Origin of the sequence: Kordiimonas laminariae (genome assembly GCF_023008165.1) — a bacterium.
Classification (GTDB): domain Bacteria; phylum Pseudomonadota; class Alphaproteobacteria; order Sphingomonadales; family Kordiimonadaceae; genus Kordiimonas; species Kordiimonas laminariae.
The window spans coordinates 600,534-618,907 of record NZ_JAKQZA010000001.1; the positions used below are offsets into that span (position 1 = coordinate 600,534).

14 protein-coding genes are annotated in these 18,374 nt (G+C 46.8%); 3 read left to right on the forward strand and 11 right to left on the reverse strand.

Annotation, left to right across the window (positions count from 1 at the left end; genetic code table 11):
* Positions 1-19 precede the first annotated feature (19 nt).
* The 6 genes from odhB to zapE all read right to left on the reverse strand — a co-directional run bounded on the left by odhB (position 20) and on the right by zapE (position 8,877).
* Entirely contained in the window at positions 20-1,261 is a 1,242-nt protein-coding gene (gene odhB / locus MF542_RS02915; RefSeq protein ID WP_247015766.1) for a 2-oxoglutarate dehydrogenase complex dihydrolipoyllysine-residue succinyltransferase, read from the reverse strand.
* 59 nt (positions 1,262-1,320) lie between these two features.
* Complete coding sequence (locus tag MF542_RS02920; RefSeq protein ID WP_281501519.1) at positions 1,321-4,227, reverse strand: 2-oxoglutarate dehydrogenase E1 component; 2,907 nt, start codon at positions 4,225-4,227, stop codon at positions 1,321-1,323.
* A gap of 45 nt (positions 4,228-4,272) precedes the next feature.
* The gene (gene sucD / locus MF542_RS02925; protein WP_247015770.1) at positions 4,273-5,148 is read right to left on the reverse strand and encodes a succinate--CoA ligase subunit alpha; all 876 of its coding nucleotides are present in this window, start codon (positions 5,146-5,148) and stop codon (positions 4,273-4,275) included.
* The gene (gene sucC, locus MF542_RS02930) at positions 5,148-6,317 is read right to left on the reverse strand and encodes an ADP-forming succinate--CoA ligase subunit beta (RefSeq protein ID WP_247015772.1); all 1,170 of its coding nucleotides are present in this window, start codon (positions 6,315-6,317) and stop codon (positions 5,148-5,150) included. Before sucC ends, sucD begins: the two co-directional genes overlap by 1 nt.
* 32 nt (positions 6,318-6,349) lie before the next feature.
* The gene (mdh, locus tag MF542_RS02935; protein WP_247015775.1) at positions 6,350-7,312 is read right to left on the reverse strand and encodes a malate dehydrogenase; all 963 of its coding nucleotides are present in this window, start codon (positions 7,310-7,312) and stop codon (positions 6,350-6,352) included.
* A gap of 371 nt (positions 7,313-7,683) precedes the next feature.
* Entirely contained in the window at positions 7,684-8,877 is a 1,194-nt protein-coding gene (gene zapE, locus MF542_RS02940; protein ID WP_281501520.1) for a cell division protein ZapE, read from the reverse strand.
* A 197-nt stretch (positions 8,878-9,074) separates the two neighbouring features.
* On the opposite strand from zapE, the gene MF542_RS02945 reads away from it, so the two are divergent.
* A complete protein-coding gene (locus tag MF542_RS02945; protein WP_247015779.1) occupies positions 9,075-9,869 on the forward strand; it encodes a tyrosine-protein phosphatase in 795 nt (264 codons plus the stop codon).
* On the opposite strand, the gene MF542_RS02950 is transcribed toward MF542_RS02945, so the two are convergent.
* The 5 genes from MF542_RS02950 to sdhC all read right to left on the reverse strand — a co-directional run bounded on the left by MF542_RS02950 (position 9,866) and on the right by sdhC (position 14,093).
* Positions 9,866-10,573 (reverse strand): substrate-binding periplasmic protein, encoded by a 708-nt coding sequence (locus MF542_RS02950; protein WP_247015781.1) that lies wholly within the window; start codon positions 10,571-10,573, stop codon positions 9,866-9,868. The genes MF542_RS02945 and MF542_RS02950 overlap by 4 nt on opposite strands.
* 157 nt (positions 10,574-10,730) lie before the next feature.
* Entirely contained in the window at positions 10,731-11,507 is a 777-nt protein-coding gene (locus MF542_RS02955; RefSeq protein ID WP_247015783.1) for a succinate dehydrogenase iron-sulfur subunit, read from the reverse strand.
* 15 nt (positions 11,508-11,522) lie between these two features.
* On the reverse strand, positions 11,523-13,310 hold the full coding sequence (gene sdhA, locus MF542_RS02960; RefSeq protein ID WP_247015785.1) for a succinate dehydrogenase flavoprotein subunit: 1,788 nt from the start codon (positions 13,308-13,310) through the stop codon (positions 11,523-11,525).
* Between the two features lie 3 nt (positions 13,311-13,313).
* Positions 13,314-13,697 (reverse strand): succinate dehydrogenase, hydrophobic membrane anchor protein, encoded by a 384-nt coding sequence (gene sdhD / locus MF542_RS02965; protein WP_247015787.1) that lies wholly within the window; start codon positions 13,695-13,697, stop codon positions 13,314-13,316.
* Positions 13,698-14,093, reverse strand: coding sequence for a succinate dehydrogenase, cytochrome b556 subunit (gene sdhC / locus MF542_RS02970; protein ID WP_247015789.1), 396 nt, complete (start codon positions 14,091-14,093; stop codon positions 13,698-13,700).
* A gap of 237 nt (positions 14,094-14,330) precedes the next feature.
* Between sdhC and MF542_RS02975 the strand changes: the two genes are divergently transcribed.
* Together MF542_RS02975 and MF542_RS02980 are read left to right on the forward strand one after the other, a co-directional pair.
* A complete protein-coding gene (locus MF542_RS02975) occupies positions 14,331-16,265 on the forward strand; it encodes an alpha/beta hydrolase family protein (protein WP_247015791.1) in 1,935 nt (644 codons plus the stop codon).
* Positions 16,266-16,334: 69 nt separating this feature from the next.
* The gene (locus MF542_RS02980; RefSeq protein WP_247015793.1) at positions 16,335-18,305 is read left to right on the forward strand and encodes an alpha/beta hydrolase family protein; all 1,971 of its coding nucleotides are present in this window, start codon (positions 16,335-16,337) and stop codon (positions 18,303-18,305) included.
* Positions 18,306-18,374 lie beyond the last annotated feature (69 nt).

Consider the following 18,374-nt stretch of genomic DNA (forward strand, 5'->3'; position numbering starts at 1 on the left):
TTGATCAATCTGCCGATGCCTACATGTCCAGTAGAAGACGGGTTGGATCCTCAAGTGCTTCTTTCACGCGCACAAGGAAGGTCACCGCTTCACGGCCATCAATGATGCGGTGATCATATGAAAGCGCCAGATACATCATCGGGCGAATTTCAACCTGACCATTAATTGCCATCGGGCGTTCCTGAATTTTGTGCATGCCAAGAATACCGGACTGCGGTGCATTCAGGATCGGGCTTGAAAGAAGTGAACCAAAGATACCACCGTTAGAGATAGTGAAGGTACCACCCTGCATATCTTCAATTGTCAGCTTACCGTCACGGGCTTTCTTACCGTAACCTGCAATCGCAAGTTCAGTATCCGCGAAAGACATATCCTGTGCATCACGAAGAACCGGAACAACCAGACCTTTAGGAGAAGATACCGCCACGCCAACGTTTGCGAAGTTGTTGTAAACAATTTCATCGCCATCAATTTGTGCGTTTACAGCAGGTACTTCTTTAAGTGCCAGGCAACATGCTTTTGTGAAAAAACTCATGAAACCAAGCTTGATGTTGTGCTTTTTCGCGAACAGATCTTTGTATTTCGCGCGCGCTGCCATCACTGCTGTCATATCAACTTCATTGTAAGTTGTAAGCATCGCTGCAGTGTTTTGAGCATCCTTAAGGCGCTGAGCAATTGTTTTGCGAAGACGTGTCATCTTCACGCGCTCTTCGCGTGGCTCATTCGATACCGGGCCAGATGCTGCAACTGGTGCTGAAAGTGTACGAGCAGAGCCTGCTTCAATCGCTTTCATCACATCGCCTTTTGTAAGGCGACCATCTTTGCCTGTACCAGCAATTGATGTTGGATCAAGATTATAATCTTCAACAATGCGGCGAACAGCTGGAGACATTGGCATCAATGCTTCAGGTGCAGGCGCCGGAGCAGCCGCAGGTGCAGGCGCTGCCGCTGGGGCCGCTGCTGGCGCTGCCGCAGGGGCTGGAGCAGCAGCTTCAGCCTTTGGTGCCGCCGTTGCTGCGCCTTCAGTATCAATCTTCGCAATAAGTGCGCCGATTTCAACCGTATCGCCTTCAGCAACAATATGCTCAACAAGCACACCAGCCACAGGGCTTGGTACTTCCATCGCAACTTTATCAGTTTCTACTTCAACAATAGGCTCGTCTTGAGCCACGGCTTCACCAACTTGTTTCAGCCATGTGCCAATCGTACCCTCAGCGACAGATTCGCCCATTTGCGGGATTACAATTTCTTCGATTGCCATTGGGTGTGCTCCTACCCTTTATCAATAAGTCGAAAATTCAGACTAAAATTTGTTAAACCTTAACCACCAAGTGCTTCATTTACCAGCGCTGCTTGCTCGGCTGCGTGCTTGGACGCAAGGCCCGTTGCAGTAGCAGCACTTGCAGCACGGCCTGCATAAACAGGGCGCTTAACCTTCAGATCAAGGCTGATAAGAGTATCTTCAAGCGGTTCGTTAATATGGTTCCATGAACCCTGGTTCTTAGGTTCTTCCTGACACCAGATAATGCTTTCCGCATTCTTGAAGCGTGTAAGCTCTTTCGAAAGTGCATTCACAGGGAATGGGAAGAGCTGCTCAACACGAAGAAGATACGTATCATCCAGACCGCGCTTATCACGCTCATCAAGAAGGTCGTAGTAAACCTTACCAGAACATAGAACCACACGCTTAATCTGATCATCAGATTTCAGTTTGATAGAACCACCAACTTCGTTTTCAGCATGGTCCCAAAGTACACGGTGGAACTGAGAGCCCGGGCCAAAATCTTCAAGGTTCGAAATACAGCGCTTGTGACGCAGAAGCGACTTAGGCGTCATAATCACAAGTGGCTTACGGAACGGGCGGTGCATCTGACGGCGCAGAACGTGGAAATAGTTCGCAGGCGTCGTACAGTTCACAACTTGCCAGTTATCTTCAGCAGAAAGCTGCAGATAACGCTCAAGACGCGCTGATGAGTGCTCAGGCCCCTGACCTTCGTAACCGTGCGGTAGAAGAAGTGTCAGACCAGACATACGAAGCCATTTCGCTTCCGCAGAACTGATGAACTGATCGATAATAATCTGAGCGCCATTTGCGAAATCACCAAACTGACCTTCCCAAAGAGTAAGGGAATTTGGTTCCGCCATTGAGTAACCATACTCAAAGCCCATCACACCATATTCTGAGAGGTGACTATCCAGCACCTCAAAGTGTGCTTTATCTGAAATAGTTTTCAGTGGCACATAACGGTCTTCAGTTTTCTGATCCACAAACACTGCATGGCGGTGTGAGAAAGTACCGCGACCACAGTCCTGACCAGAAAGACGAACACCGTAACCTTCACGAAGCAGCGTACCGAAAGCCATTGCTTCCGCTGTTGCCCAGTCAAACCCAGCGCCTTCTTCAAACATCTTGTGTTTGTTATCCAGCACACGTTTCAGCGTACGGTGAATATTGAAACTCTCCGGGTACTGGGTGATATGCTCACCAACTTCGCGGAGCATAATTTCAGCAACACCTGTTTCAGCGCGGCGTTTTTCGTGGTCTTCATCAGCAAGACCAAGACCTTGCCATTTACCTTCAAACCAGTCCGCTTTATTTACAGAATAATCTTTACCAGCTTCAAATTCGTCTTCGAGGTAGCTGATAAACTCGTTTTCCATGCTTGCAAACTGCTCGGCGGTAATAACACCAGCTGCAATCAAACGGTCAGCATACAGGTTCACAACGCTTGGGTGCTTCTTAATCGCAGCATACATAAGCGGCTGTGTGAACGCTGGTTCATCAGATTCGTTATGGCCAAAGCGGCGGTAACAGAACATATCGATCACAACATCACGCTTGAATTCCTGGCGGAATTCAGTCGCAAGTTTTGTTGCGAACACAACAGCTTCCGGATCATCACCATTCACATGGAAAATTGGTGCCTGCACCATTTTCGCCACATCTGATGGATATGGGCTTGAACGTGCAAACTGCGGGCTTGTTGTAAAGCCAATCTGGTTATTCACGATGAAGTGGACAGTACCACCTGTGTTATAACCACGAAGGCCAGACATACCGAAACATTCTGCAACAATACCCTGCCCTGCAAACGCTGCATCACCGTGCAGCAAAAGCGAAAGGGTTGTTTTATGTTCGCCAGTATCTTTTTTCTGTTCCTGCTTCGCGCGTGTTTTACCGATAACAACCGGGTTCACCGCTTCAAGGTGCGATGGGTTCGCGTTCAGGGACAGGTGAATTTTATTGCCGTCAAACTCACGGTCAGCAGATGTACCGAGGTGATATTTTACGTCACCAGAACCCTGCACATCATCAGGCTTGAAGCTACCGCCAGAGAACTCGTTAAAGATCGCACGGTACGGCTTCTGCATTACGTTCGCGAGAACGTTCAAGCGGCCACGGTGCGGCATACCGATGATGATTTCATCAAGACCGTGCTGACCACCGGTTTTCATAATAGCTTCGAGAGCCGGCACCATTGCTTCACCGCCATCAAGGCCGAAACGTTTGGTACCTGTGTATTTCTTGCCAAGGAAGCGTTCAAACTGAACAGCTTCAATCAGCTTGTTCAGGATCGCGATTTTACCCTTGTCAGTAAATTCGATCTCGTTATTGCGGCCTTCGATTTTACGTTGGATCCAGGATTTCTCATCCGGATCGTTAATATGCATAAATTCAACGCCGATGTTTGAACAATATGTACGCTTGAGGATGGCGATAATTTCGCGAACCGTTGCGGTTTCAATACCAAGCACACCGTCCATAAAGATAGGACGATCCATATCGTTCGGGCCGAAGCCGTACGTTGCCGGCTCCAGCTCAATGTTTGTTGGACGTTCTTCAAGTCCCAGAGGATCAAGGTTTGCCATCAGGTGGCCACGTACACGGTATGTACGTACCATCATCAGAGCGCGGATACTGTCGATTGTCGCTGCGCGCACATCTTCGCTTGAAAGCGAGGCGCCTTTAGGTTTGTCACCTTTGGCTTCAATGAACATGTCTGTCGCGTCGAGACCTGTTGTCAGGTCATCATCCGGGCGAAGTGGCCAATCAGACCGACCCCAGCTAGGGCCAGATGCTGAAATACCCGCTTCAAGGGAGGAGAAGTAATTCTGCCACCCCTGATCTACGGATGTAGGATCAGCAATATACTGTTCATAAAGTGTTTCAACGAATTGCGGGCTTACGCCTTCCAGCGCGGCGATTTGATCTAGGTCTGCACCCATGGGCAAAATGGTGCGGGTATAACGCCGCACCCCTCTGTTTAGTAGTTAAGCACCAATAGCTTGAAGAAGTGTTGTACCGAGGCCTGCCGGGCTGTCAGACACAACGATGCCAGCAGAACGCATAGCTTCGATCTTGTCTTCAGCGCCGCCCTGACCACCAGAAACAATAGCACCAGCATGGCCCATTGTACGGCCCGGAGGCGCTGTACGGCCAGCAATGAAACCTGCTACAGGCTTTTTCACTTTGCTTTGCTTCAGGAATTCAGCAGCTTCTTCTTCCGCGGAACCGCCGATTTCACCAATCATAATGATTGAGTGTGTATCTTCGTCACCAAGGAACATATCCAGACAATCGATAAAGTTTGTACCGTTTACTGGGTCACCACCGATACCAATACATGTAGACTGGCCAAGACCAGCAGCAGTTGTCTGTGCAACAGCTTCATATGTAAGTGTACCAGAGCGAGAAACGATACCAACGTTACCTGGCTTGTGAATGTGGCCCGGCATAATACCGATTTTACATTCGCCTGGAGTGATAACGCCTGGGCAGTTAGGGCCAACAAGACGTGTTTTAGAATTCTTAAGCGCGCGCTTCACACGAACCATATCCATCACAGGAATACCTTCCGTGATACATACAGCAAGTTCGATTTCAGCATCGATTGCTTCAAGAATAGCGTCAGCAGCGAACGGGGGAGGAACGTAAATTACAGAAGCGTTCGCATCTGTTGCTTCACGTGCATCAGCCACTGTATCAAACACAGGAAGGTCAAGGTGCTTAGAGCCGCCTTTACCCGGTGTTACACCACCAACCATGTTTGTGCCGTATGCGATTGCTTGCTCAGAGTGGAAAGTGCCTTGCGCACCAGTGAAACCCTGACAGATAACTTTTGTATCTTTTCCAACAAGAACAGACATTACGCGGCCTCCTTCACGGCCTTAACGACTTTCTCAGCCGCATCATTTAGATCGTCAGCAGTGATGATCGGAAGGCCGCTTTCAGCCATGATCTTCTTGCCGAGTTCAACGTTTGTACCTTCAAGACGTACAACAAGTGGCACAGCCAGCGCTACTTCGCGAGCAGCTGCTACAACACCTTCCGCGATCACATCACAGCGCATGATACCGCCGAAGATGTTCACAAGGATGCCTTCTACGTTGTCGTCAGAAAGGATGATTTTAAATGCTTCGGTTACACGCTCTTTTGTTGCGCCACCACCAACATCAAGGAAGTTTGCAGGCTCACCGCCTTTAAGCTTAATGATGTCCATAGTTGCCATCGCAAGACCAGCACCGTTCACCATACAGCCGATGGAACCATCAAGGCTGATGTAGTTAAGGTCGTGCTTTGAAGCTTCGATTTCTTTTGGATCTTCTTCGCTCTCATCACGAAGTTCACGAACGTCAGCATGACGGAACAGAGCGTTACCATCGAATGACATCTTCGCATCAAGAACAACCATCTTGTCATCTTCAGTAAGAACAAGTGGGTTCACTTCAAGAAGAGAGGCATCAAGGTCTGTGTATGCATTATAAAGAGATGCCACAACTTTCTGACATTCTTTAGCAGCTGCACCTTCAAGGTTCAGACCGAACGCAACACGGCGACAGTGGTAAGGCTGAAGGCCAGTTACCGGATCGATCGTGATTGTTACGATTTTCTCAGGAGTTGCTTCAGCAACTTCTTCAATATCCATACCGCCTTCCGTAGACGCCATGATCGCTAGCTTGCCAGATGCACGGTCAAGAAGCATGGAAAGGTAGAATTCGTTTTTGATAGCACAGCCATCTTCAACGTATACACGCTTTACTTCTTTACCTTCTGGGCCAGTCTGGTGTGTTACCAGTGTTTTGCCGATAAGTTCTTTTGCTGTTGCTTCAACATCATCAAGAGACTTAACAACTTTCACACCGCCCGCTTTACCGCGGCCACCAGCGTGGATCTGCGCTTTAACAACCCAAACAGGACCGCCAAGCTCTTTTGCAGCGTCAACAGCTTCCGCTGCTGTGTAAGCGACACCGCCTGCAAGAACAGGTGCGCCGTATTTTTTTAGCAGGCCTTTCGCCTGATACTCATGAATATTCATTATTCAAAACCCCTAAAGGAGTGCCCCTACTATTATGCTAGAGTTGGATCAATGTTCTGACAGGCATCCATCAGACCTTTAACCGCATCTACTGAATGGTCGAAGCCAGATTTTTCTTCGCCTTGAAGATCGATTTCCACAACCTTCTCAATACCGTTTTCACCGATAATTACTGGTACACCAACATACATGTCGTTAAGGCCATATTCACCGCTTAGGAAAGCAGCACATGGCAACAGACGTCTTTTATCCTTGAGGTAGGATTCAGCCATCTCAATTGCGCTTGTTGCAGGCGCATAGAAAGCAGAACCTGTTTTAAGGAGACCAACGATCTCGGCACCGCCATCACGTGTGCGTTGAACGATCTCGTCGATTTTCTCTTGTGTGGACCAACCCATGTTCACAAGATCAGGAACAGGAATACCTGCTACTGTAGAATAACGTGTTAGCGGAACCATTGTATCGCCGTGGCCGCCAAGTACGAATGTTGTTACATCCTGAACAGATACATTGAATTCTTCTGCTAGGAAGTGGCTGAAGCGTGAGCTGTCTAGAACGCCAGCCATACCGCAAACTTTGTTTGTTGGCAGACCAGAGAATTTCTGTAGCGCCCAAACCATCGCATCAAGCGGGTTTGTGATACAAATAACAAAGGCATCGGGAGCGTACTTCGCGATGCCTTCACCAACAGCTTTCATTACCTTCAGGTTAATACCGAGAAGATCATCACGGCTCATGCCTGGCTTACGCGGCACACCTGCTGTTACGATAACAACATCGGCGCCTTCTATGTCTGCGTAATCATTCGCGCCTTTAAGTGTAGAGTTATAACCCTCAACCGGAGCACTTTGTGCGAGGTCTAGTGATTTACCTTGTGGTAAGCCTTCTACGATATCGAAAAGTACCACATCACCCATTTCTTTAAGCGCTGCGAGATGCGCAAGGGTTCCACCAATTTGACCGCCACCGATCAGTGCAATTTTTTTACGTGCCATTTAATTATGCTCCAGCAAAGTGTTTGGCGACAACGAGCTTGAGGTCGCTACTGAAAACGAAAGAATATTCAAGGTGGTAACTAGCGCGTTTATGTCCCTCAGACAAGCCATGATTACTCTACCTAGCCCCGTATATGTTGACGAAACGTTACCATAGTAAAAAAACACCCCATTTGCCGTACTTTTTCAGCCCATCAGCTATGCATTTAGTGCGTACCAGACACATAATTGGAAATATTCTTCAATTTTTTATGAACAAAACTCAACTGAATTAAAAGCCTAACCATCCACTAAGCGGAAATATCGGTGAAATTTAGCTTATTTTCTAACGACTCGAACCAAAAGCCCCTCATCAATGCAGAGAAACTATCTTAAGCCTCTATACCGTGTCCCCTGGCAAGATAATCTTCTGACTGCATTTCCATCAAACGAGAAACGGTGCGTTCAAATTCAAACGAGCCGTCACCAGCCGGGTAAAGTTCTTCTGGAGCTACCTCAGCAGAGCAAAGGAATTTAACGCCGTGCTCATAAAGCGCGTCGATGAAAGTTACAAAACGCTTCGCTTCATTACGCTTCTCCTTGCTGAGCTGCGGGATCGCCACCATGATCACAGTGTGATAGGCACGAGCGATAGCCAAATAATCAGCGGAACCGAGAGGATTGGCACACAAACGCTTGAATGAGAAAACCGCTACACCACGAGCAGCTTTCGGAACGAACAGCTTACGCCCCTGAACAGTTAACTCATCAGAAGGTACTTTATCTCGGTTCTCAACATCCCGGTCCGTCAGGCGAAAAAAGGCTTCAGAGAGCTTGGCCGTGGTTTCACTATTCACCGGGGTGTAATATGTATCCACCCCTTTAAGGCGGTCATAGCGGTAATCCGTTGGGCCATTTAAAGTAATCACGTCAAAATCGGCATTGAGTTTATCAATGAACGGCAAGAACAGCTGACGGTTCAGACCATCTTTATAAAGATCATTCGGCGGCCGGTTCGATGTAGCAACAACCACAACACCGCATTCCATCATTTCCTTAAAGAGACGCGCTATCACCATCGCATCCGCAATATCGGTGATCTGCATTTCATCAAAACAAAGAAGTGTAGCTTCAGCCGCCAACTGCCGTGCAACGGGTGGAATAGGATCATCCTCTGACGCTCTGCCACCACGTGCCGCGCGTTCTTTGCCGGACAAAGAACGCCATTCTTTCAAGCGTGCATGTACATCCAGCATAAACTCATGGAAATGCACCCGGCGTTTCGCTTTTACCGGAGCGATCTCATAGAACAAATCCATAATCATGGATTTTCCACGCCCTACACCGCCATATACGTAAAGACCACGGGGAGGCTTTCTGTCCTTACCCGACCACTGAAACAAGCGGGAAAAACGCCAGTTCTTTAGCGCAAGCCCGCCCGACTTATCCCCAACTTCGGGATAGTCCTTCAAATCTCCATAAAGGCGCTCAAAATACTCAAGAACCCTGCGCTGATCATCATCCGCACGGATTTCACCTTCTTTTTCCAAGGCAGTATAAGCTGCGAGTGGCCCCTCAGGGTGCATGGTCTCGGACACTGAAAACCTCTATTATCTTTTCGTCTCCGTATCATGTAGCGAAAGCACACTGAATGACAAGCCTGTAAAAGAAATTGAAAGCTGCTAATTTCGCCCTAAGAAAACATTACGTAATCATAATGTTTTAGTAATTTTGCGGTATCATGAGTCGTATGGATACGCGCGACCCTAAGAAAGGCCTGTTTATGAACGTCGATTCACGTATCGTGCCCCTATGCGGTGTAAAAAATTTCCGCGACATGGCAGGCTACAGAGCAAGAGACGGCAGGTATATGCGCCCCGGCCGCATTTTCAGATCTGGCCATTTATCAGATATGACAGAAAACTGCGGCACAGAGATGTTCGCCCGCGATATCGAAACAGTGATTGATTTTCGCTCACCACGAGAGAAAGATCGCCATCCTGTTCGCTGGCCAAACAGCTGGATACCCGATTATCACCCAGTACCAATCGGCGGGAATGCAGCCGCATGGGTTAAAGAACTTTATGACCGCCTTTCAGACAGTGATTTCCCGGCGAAAGAGCTACATGAACAGTTTATCAAAGCTTTTGAAACTATCCCTATTGAAAATGCCGAAGGCCTGAGAGAATTTTTCAACACGTTGATTGACGACCATAAAGGCAATGCTGTTCTTTTCCACTGTACTGCGGGGAAAGATCGTACCGGGATTGCTGGTGCCCTTCTTATGAAGGCGCTGGATATTCCTGATGAGCAGATTATGGAAGATTTCTTGCTTACCAACCGCGCGGTAAACCTAGACACAGCAACAGAAGAAATTGCGCAGTGGATTTCAAAGAAAGCTGGGCGCATCATCAAGCCAACCGATGTTGTACCACTGGCAGGGGTTGAAGCCTCATTCCTGCATGCTGCGTATGCTTCTATTGAAAAACACTATGGCAGCTTGCAAAATTATTTCGCTGAAGCCCTTGGTTTAGATGATGATCGCCTAGAAAATCTGAGAGATATATACCTAGCTTAAGGCTTAGATTGGTACATTCTCTTACGCATCTCACGGCCAATAAGCATATTGATTTCACCACTGCTTTTCAGCCTTTTGATTGCGCCATTTAACTTAGGCAGTAGGTCAACCCGGCTTTTATGAACTCTGGCTCTCGCCGCCAAACGGTGAAACACATCCCCCTGCGCCACAGGAAAATCATACTGCGACATCTGGAACTTAAATTCCTGTTCGTTCACAATTGCAATATCCGCACGTCCATCAGACACCGCTTCAAACAGTTCCCTGAAATCATTCACCAAAACCTTATCGCCAAAATACTCCTGATGGAGATGATCATGGCCCCTGATAACGGCAATGGTTTTTGTTTTCAGATCAGTTGGCGTTTTATAGTGAAACGGCATTGTTTCGTGGTAGATAAAAAACTGAGCAGATACAAAAAACGGCTCGGTATAAAGCTGCACTGCCATTTCTTCAGGTTTTGTTCGCCATTCAGGGATTGAGCAACAATCAAGATCTATACGCCCCTCAACAAACTGTAACCTTCGGTCCTTTGCCTGAAGGGTCTTAAGTTCGATCGGCAAGCCTGTTTCATCAAGTATTGCTCGCCATGCAGTGCGCAACACACTTTGTTTTGAAATACCTGCAACAACTTTATCTTCGGCATACACGCTACTTACAGGCAGCAAAAAAGAAGCCGCACCAAATATTAGTGCAGCACCCACCATTGCCCCATTCCGAAGAAATATGTCTTTCCATTTCATGCGGCGCATTATGCATAGAAGATGTTAAAACTTAGTTATTCCCCGCGAAATCAGCCAAAAGAAAAAGGCACAGCCAACAAGCTATGCCTTTTCAATAACTTAGAAATCAAGCGCGTAACTAATACTTGCGCTCAACCATCATTTTCTTAGTTTCTGCAATCGCCTTCGCTGGGTTCAAGCCCTTCGGACAAGCGTTTGAGCAGTTCATGATAGTGTGACAGCGGTAGAGACGGAATGGATCTTCAAGTTCATCCAGACGTTCACCTGTTGTCTCATCACGGCTATCAATCAGCCAGCGATATGCTTGCAAGAGGATAGCTGGGCCAAGATATTTATCGCCATTCCACCAGTAGCTTGGGCAAGAAGTAGAACAACAAGCACAAAGGATACACTCGTAAAGGCCATCAAGCTTTTTACGGTCCTCTGGTGATTGAAGGCGCTCTTCTTCAGGCGTTGGGCTCTGTGTACGCATCCACGGCTTGATGGAAGCATACTGCGCATAGAAGTTTGACATGTTCGGCACAAGATCCTTCACAACTTCCATGTGCGGAAGTGGCGTGATGGATACATCGCCTTTCACGTCTTCAATAGCAGTTGTACACGCCAAACCGTTTTTACCGTCGATATTCATGGCACATGAACCACAAACACCTTCACGGCAGGAACGGCGGAACGTTACAGTGCTGTCCATCTCATTTTTAATTTTAATGAGCGCATCCAGCACCATCGGACCACAGTTATCCATGTCTACTTCAAAAGTATCCATGCGCGGGTTTTCACCGTCATCCGGATTCCAACGGTAAACACTGAAATTCTTGGTGTTTGTAGCACCATCAGCTTTTACAGATTTACCCTTACCAACTTTGGAGTTAGCGGGAAGTGAAAATTCAGCCATTGTTCATACCCTCCCTTAGTAAACCCGAGCTTTAGGTTTGATGTATTCAACTTCTTCGGTAAGCGTATAATCGTGCACAGGGCGCTCACCCATTGTCACTTTCTTACCGTCGAACCAAGTCATGGAGTGCTTCATCCAGTTTACGTCATCGCGGTCTGGATAATCTTCATGCATATGCGCACCGCGGCTTTCCTTACGCGCTGCAGCACCATGCATTGTAAGTACTGCCTGCGGGATCAGGTTCTGAAGCTCAAGCGTTTCGATAAGGTCACTGTTCCATACAAGTGAACGGTCAGTTGTCTTAACGTCGCCAGCTTTCGCAGCCACAGCATCGATTTTCTCAACACCCTCTGCAAGAACTTCTTCCGTACGGAATACCGCACAGTTATTTTGCATCGTGCGCTGCATTTCAAGGCGAAGTTCAGCCGTTGGAATACCACCATCTGCATAACGTGCTGCATCCAGACGACCAAGAGCCATTTCATCAAAGCCTTTTGGTAGTGGCTTGAAGGCTTCGTTCTTGTTGATAGTCTCAGGAATGCGCTTACCAACCGCACGGCCAAATACCACAAGGTCAATAAGAGAGTTTGAACCGAGGCGGTTCGCACCGTGAACAGATACACAAGCAGCTTCACCGACCGCGAACAGGCCAGGTACAACCGCATCAGAATTGTCAGCTGTTGGGTTAATCACCTCACCATGATAGTTGGTTGGAATACCACCCATGTTGTAGTGAACTGTTGGAATAATCGGGATCGGCTCTTTGGTTACATCCACACCTGCGAAGATTTTCGCAGATTCAGAAATACCCGGCAGACGCTCAGCGAGAATTGAAGGCTCAAGATGATCAAGGTGCAGATACATGTGATCTTTATCAGGACCCACACCACGGCCTTCACGGATTTCGTTAGAAATTGAACGAGATACCACGTCGCGAGACGCAAGGTCTTTCGCAGAAGGTGCATAACGTTCCATGAAACGCTCACCTTCAGAGTTAATCAGGATACCACCTTCGCCGCGTGCGCCTTCTGTAATCAGAACGCCAGCACCGTAAATACCAGTTGGGTGGAACTGTACGAACTCAAGATCCTGCATAGACAGACCAGCACGGAGAACCATACCACCGCCATCACCAGTACATGTATGCGCTGATGTTGCAGAGAAGTAAGCACGGCCATAACCACCTGTTGCAAGCACAACAGATTTCGCACGGAAAGCGTGGATCGAACCATCTTCCATGTTCATGGCAATAACACCGCGACATTCGCCGTCTTCCATAATCAAGTCGATCGCGAAATATTCGATATAGAAATCACTATCATACTTCAAAGACTGCTGGTAAAGCGCATGAAGCATCGCGTGGCCAGTACGGTCAGCCGCCGCACATGTACGCTGTGCCGCAGGGCCTTCACCAAACTCAGTTGTCATACCACCAAACGCACGCTGGTAGATCTTACCTTCTTCTGTACGAGAGAATGGCACACCGTAGTGCTCAAGCTCGTAAACAGCGGCTGGTGCTTCACGCACCATATATTCAATCGCGTCCTGATCACCAAGCCAATCAGAGCCCTTAACAGTGTCATACATATGCCACTGCCATGTATCCGGGCCCATGTTACCAAGGGATGCCGCGATACCACCCTGTGCTGCCACAGTGTGTGAACGTGTTGGGAAAACTTTTGTAATACATGCTGTACGCAGGCCAGCTTCCGCAAGGCCCATCGTTGCACGCAAACCAGAACCACCCGCGCCAATAACAACGGCATCATAGGTGTGATGTTCAATAGGATAAGCTGCAGTCATGGCCTAGCCCCCGAATGCAATACGTAGAACAGAAAAGATGCTGATTGCTGCAATAAGAATGCAAGCGAAGTTCACCATGATAAGCGAGAACATTTTTGTTCCCGGCGTATGCACATAATCTTCAATCAACACCTGCAAACCAAGGCGCATATGATGCGTAAAGTTTGCAACGAATAAAATCATCAACACTGAAACCAGCGGCTGCTTGAGCCATGCCACCCATTCGTCGTGTCCTTTACCTGCATTTCCTACGAAGGAAACCACGAAAAAGATTACCAGCGGAATGTTGGCAAGCGCTGTGATGCGGTGTGTGAACCAGTGATGGGTTCCATCCTTGGCAGAACCAAGGCCGCGCACTTTTGCGAGTGGTGTTTTATAATCTGTCATTTAAAGCACTCCCATCACTTTATAGGCTGCAACCCAGATCACGATTGTTAGGACAATCGAAACAACGAAAGTTGCTTTAGCGGAAAGAGTGTTCACTTTCAGATCATACAATTTGCCTGCATCCATATAAAGGTGACGGATACCTGATGCTAAATGCTGCATCAGTGCAAACGTAAGACCGAACAGAACGATACGACCAAGCGCTGAGCCTGCGTATCCCTGAACAGTGTTGAAGTAATCGTGCCCTGTTGCCATTGCAACGAGCCACCACGCAAGCAGGATTGAGCCAACAGCAAGAGCTGACCCTGTAGCACGGTGCAATATGGAAACAGCCATATGTGCACCCCAGCGGTAAACCTGAAGGTGGGGGGAAAGCGGACGCTTCGCTTTTGCCATGAAAAGTCCCCTGACAGAAATTAACATTGTTGACCCGGCGCCACTGACGGACGCTTTGATTCGAGTTTACTTTTAGCCTTCAACCCCATGCAACTGCAAGAAAAGATATCACTTTCCCTATAATATTTCGCACATGCAGCAAAATCAACTGCTCATCAAATTCACGATTGCCCCGCAATAATTCTACTGTTAATTGTGTGCGCGATTGAACATTTCTACTTGATGGGGGAACGCAGCATGGTTTTTGCTCGCACATTTTTGGTATATTTCAGCTTCTTAATTTTCGCCTGCACTCATAACGCCCTTGCTTTACCACCACAGGTTCCGACAGAGCGCTTTGCCAGCCTTCCTTCTCTTGATAACGTTAAAATCTCTCCCGATGGCACCACGCTCGGTTACCTCATTTCTCATGAGGGCCAACGGTATTTACAGGTAAGAAGTTTTTCCGGAGATAAATTCTTCACCTTACCGCCCCTTGATAAGATGGAGATATCCAACTTCTATTGGGGAAATGATGATGTCATTATCATGAAACAGTTGGCGGAAACAAAACGGTTTGGCAATAGAGCAACCGCTGAAACACGGCTCGTTACCTTCAACACCGCCTCGCAGGAAAGCATTTGGCTCGGCAAACCTAAACGCAAACAAACCGTCGGTACTGGTCGCGACCAAATCCCTTCACAACTTGAACAGATCAACGATCTACTACCAAACGACCCTGACCATATACTTGTAGAGTTAGATTTTGAATTAGACGGCAATCCCGCTGTTTACAAAGTAAACATCAACTCAGGTCGTCGTAAATTAGTTCAGGGCGGACGCAAAGGTATACTGGATTGGCACACCGATCAAAACCATGAAGTTCGCCTTGGATCTGGTTATGATGATCAGGGAACTTACTATGCACGTTTCAAGAATACAGAAGGCAAATGGATCGACCTGACAAATGTTGATTGGTTCAAATACTATTCTGTTGCGGACTTCACACCAAATCCAAACCGACTATATGTTTCAGGCATATCTGAATATGGGACTTACGGCCTGTTTGAGCTCGATCTTCTCAGCGGTGAAATCGTAAACACACTCTTCACCAATGAAACCGTGGACTATGCTCATCTGCTTCATCACCCTATTACCAACCGTCTCATTGGTGTTGCCTATTATGAAAATGGCCTGAAGAAACCGTTTTATTTCGATCCATCCTTCAAGTCTTACCAATCTGTTCTGGACAAAACCATTCAGGGGTCCTCCAATATTCTGGTAAGCCGCGCAAAAACACAGCCTTATTCTCTTATCTTTTCAAGCAATTCAAAAATCCCAGGGAAATATTTCCTACATAATATGCAAACTGGTACTTTCAATTACCTTGGAGACAGAATTGATGGCATTAACCCTAAAGAAATGGCCGATGTTCATAGCATCTCAATTCCTGCACGAGACAACGCTTCAATACCAAGTATTCTTACTCTACCGCAAGGTTTCGAGAAAGATACCAAGCAGGCTGCAATAATATTGGTGCATGGCGGCCCCAGCGGTCACGATACTGCTCACTGGGATGCTTGGGCACAGTTTTTGGCAAACCGCGGCTATGTTGTCTTACAACCTAATTTCCGAGGCTCTGACGGCTTCGGATACAAACACGAGCAAGCTGGGAAAAATCAGTGGGGCGGTGTTATGCAGGATGATGTAACAGACGCCACAAACTGGCTTAAAGATAATGGATATGCCAGTGACTTTTGTATTATGGGCGCTTCATACGGCGGATACGCAGCATTGATGGGTACCATCAAAGAACCAGCGCTATACCAATGTTCCATTTCTATTAATGGCGCAACCAACCTACCTAGCCTGAATACGCTGGACCGGCGCTTCCTTGGCGGCAAAAACTGGAGAGTGACCAGAAATCTAGACGGTGAAGTAAACGGTGTTTCGCCCTATCACCGCTCGAAGGAAATTAAAGTCCCCACACTCATCATCGCTTCAAAAGATGATGCACGCATTCCGTATACAATGTCGAAGGATATGTATAAGAAACTTAAGAAACAGAAACTAAAAACGAAATATGTCGAAGTTAAAGATGGTGGCCACAGCATGAACACCGAAGCTGCAAGACTTACAACTCTTAAAGCAGTTGAAAACTTCCTCGGTAAACACTTGCCCGTTTCTGATTAAATTTGAGTATACACAACACGCATGCACCGCTTTAGAGAGATCTAGCTACTTTATGAATATGGGGGAAACATGAAAACTTTTTTCATGATGTGGATTGCTGGTGTTTTTCTTCTCGGAGCACAGGTTTCTTTAAAACCTGCACAGGCAGAAAACGCTGAATTATTTGCAGAGCTTCCACAATATGAGCAAGCAACCCTCTCCCCCTCAGGAGATAAAATAGCTCACATATCAACTATTGATGACACACGTTATATTGTGGTTCAGAGCCTTGTTGGCAAACAACCTATTCTCATCCCACCATACAAAAAGCTATTGCCTGAACGGCTGATGTGGGCGAATGAAGAAACACTTCTCATATGGCTGTACGTTACAAAAACAGATACCAACATCACTGTTCACAGGCTTATTGCTCACAATGTTGTAAGAGGAAAAAGCCGCTGGCTCGGCAAACCCAATGGCAAAAAACAGGAAGCAACTTCATTCCGTGAGGAACTCGTAGATTTATTACCGAACGACCCCAAGCATGTACTCATCAGCCTCGATTCACAAGACAACTTTCAACGTACGATCTATAAATCCAACCTAACAACTGGCAAACATTTGTTGAGAGAAAAAGGCGGCAAGCGCGGTATTCAAACCTGGGTTACTGATCATAATTCAGAGGTACGGTTTGGTTACGGTTCAGACAGACGCAGCAGCAAAGCAATTTTCACAGATCGTGATAGAACAGGAACCGTCTACAAAACCCGCGCCAGTGAATGGATCAACCTTAACAAACAAAGCTGGTTTGACGGTCTCTATTTCATTGGATTCACCGATAATACCAACATCATATTGGTAGAATCTCTCACCCAATATGGTACTCGAGGCATTTTCCGTTTTGACATGGCTGCCAAAAAACTCCTTGAGCCCCTGTTTTCCATGCCGGGGATAGATTATTTGCGGCCTCTTACCAATCCCCTAAATGGCCATATAATCGGGGTCTCCTACCCAGAAAACGGTTCAATAAAATACTTTTATTTCGATAAGAAAATGAAGGCCGTACAAGGTACGATAGATAAAGCATTAAAGACGACATCAAATCACATCATAAGCTTTGCGAAAGATAAGCCGCTATATCTCATCAAAAGCTCGAGCCCACATACACCAGCACAATATTACCTTTATGACCGTGCCAACAAACAAATCAGCTTATGGGCTCAAAGCTACCCAACTATGACTGAAACTGCTTTAGTTCATACAGAAACACATATCATCACCAATCGAGACAACACTCCGATTGAAACACATATAGCCTTCCCTAAAGGTTATAAAGAAAACGTGGCAATGCCAGCAATCATGATGCTGCATAATGGCTTATCCAGTTATCAGTCAACAAATTGGGATACGTATAGTGCCTATCTTAATTCACGTGGCTATATTGTCATTAAACCAAACCCGAGAGGTACGCGTGGCTTTGGTGCAGAACATGAATATGCAGCCAAAAACCAATGGGGCGGTATACCACAGGATGATATTATCGATGTCGCCAGGTGGTTAAAAAAACAAGGAATTTCAAACAATATTTGCACCATGGGTGTCTGGCATGGAGCCTACTCAACAGCCATGAGCGCAATTAAAGCCCCTGATACGTTTAAGTGTCTTATCAGCATCAACGGTATATTCGATTTAGCGGAATATAAACGTACCTATTTGGTAACACACCCAATCACACATGAATTTTGGAACGATTTCATTAGCCTGAAGAACCAACCTGATAAATTTGCCTCTCCTTACCACCGCGCCGACGAAAATAATGTACCGGGTTTATATATTTTTGCGGACGACATTCATTCCCCATACAGTCAAAAACCAACGCGTCTGATGTATAAGCGCCTCAAAAAATTAAAAAGACGCGCAACCTATGTGGAAACGAAAGACGGCGGTATTGCACTCAATACAAAACGCTCAAGATTAAAAGCCTTAACCGCAATTAAAAAGTTCCTAGACGAGGAAATGCCTATTCAGGAAAGCGGCATTAAACTGCGTCCTGGAAGATGAACCTAAATGACGATTAGCGCATCAATCAACGGTTGCTCATACTTTTACTTAATCGTTATATTTTCTCTA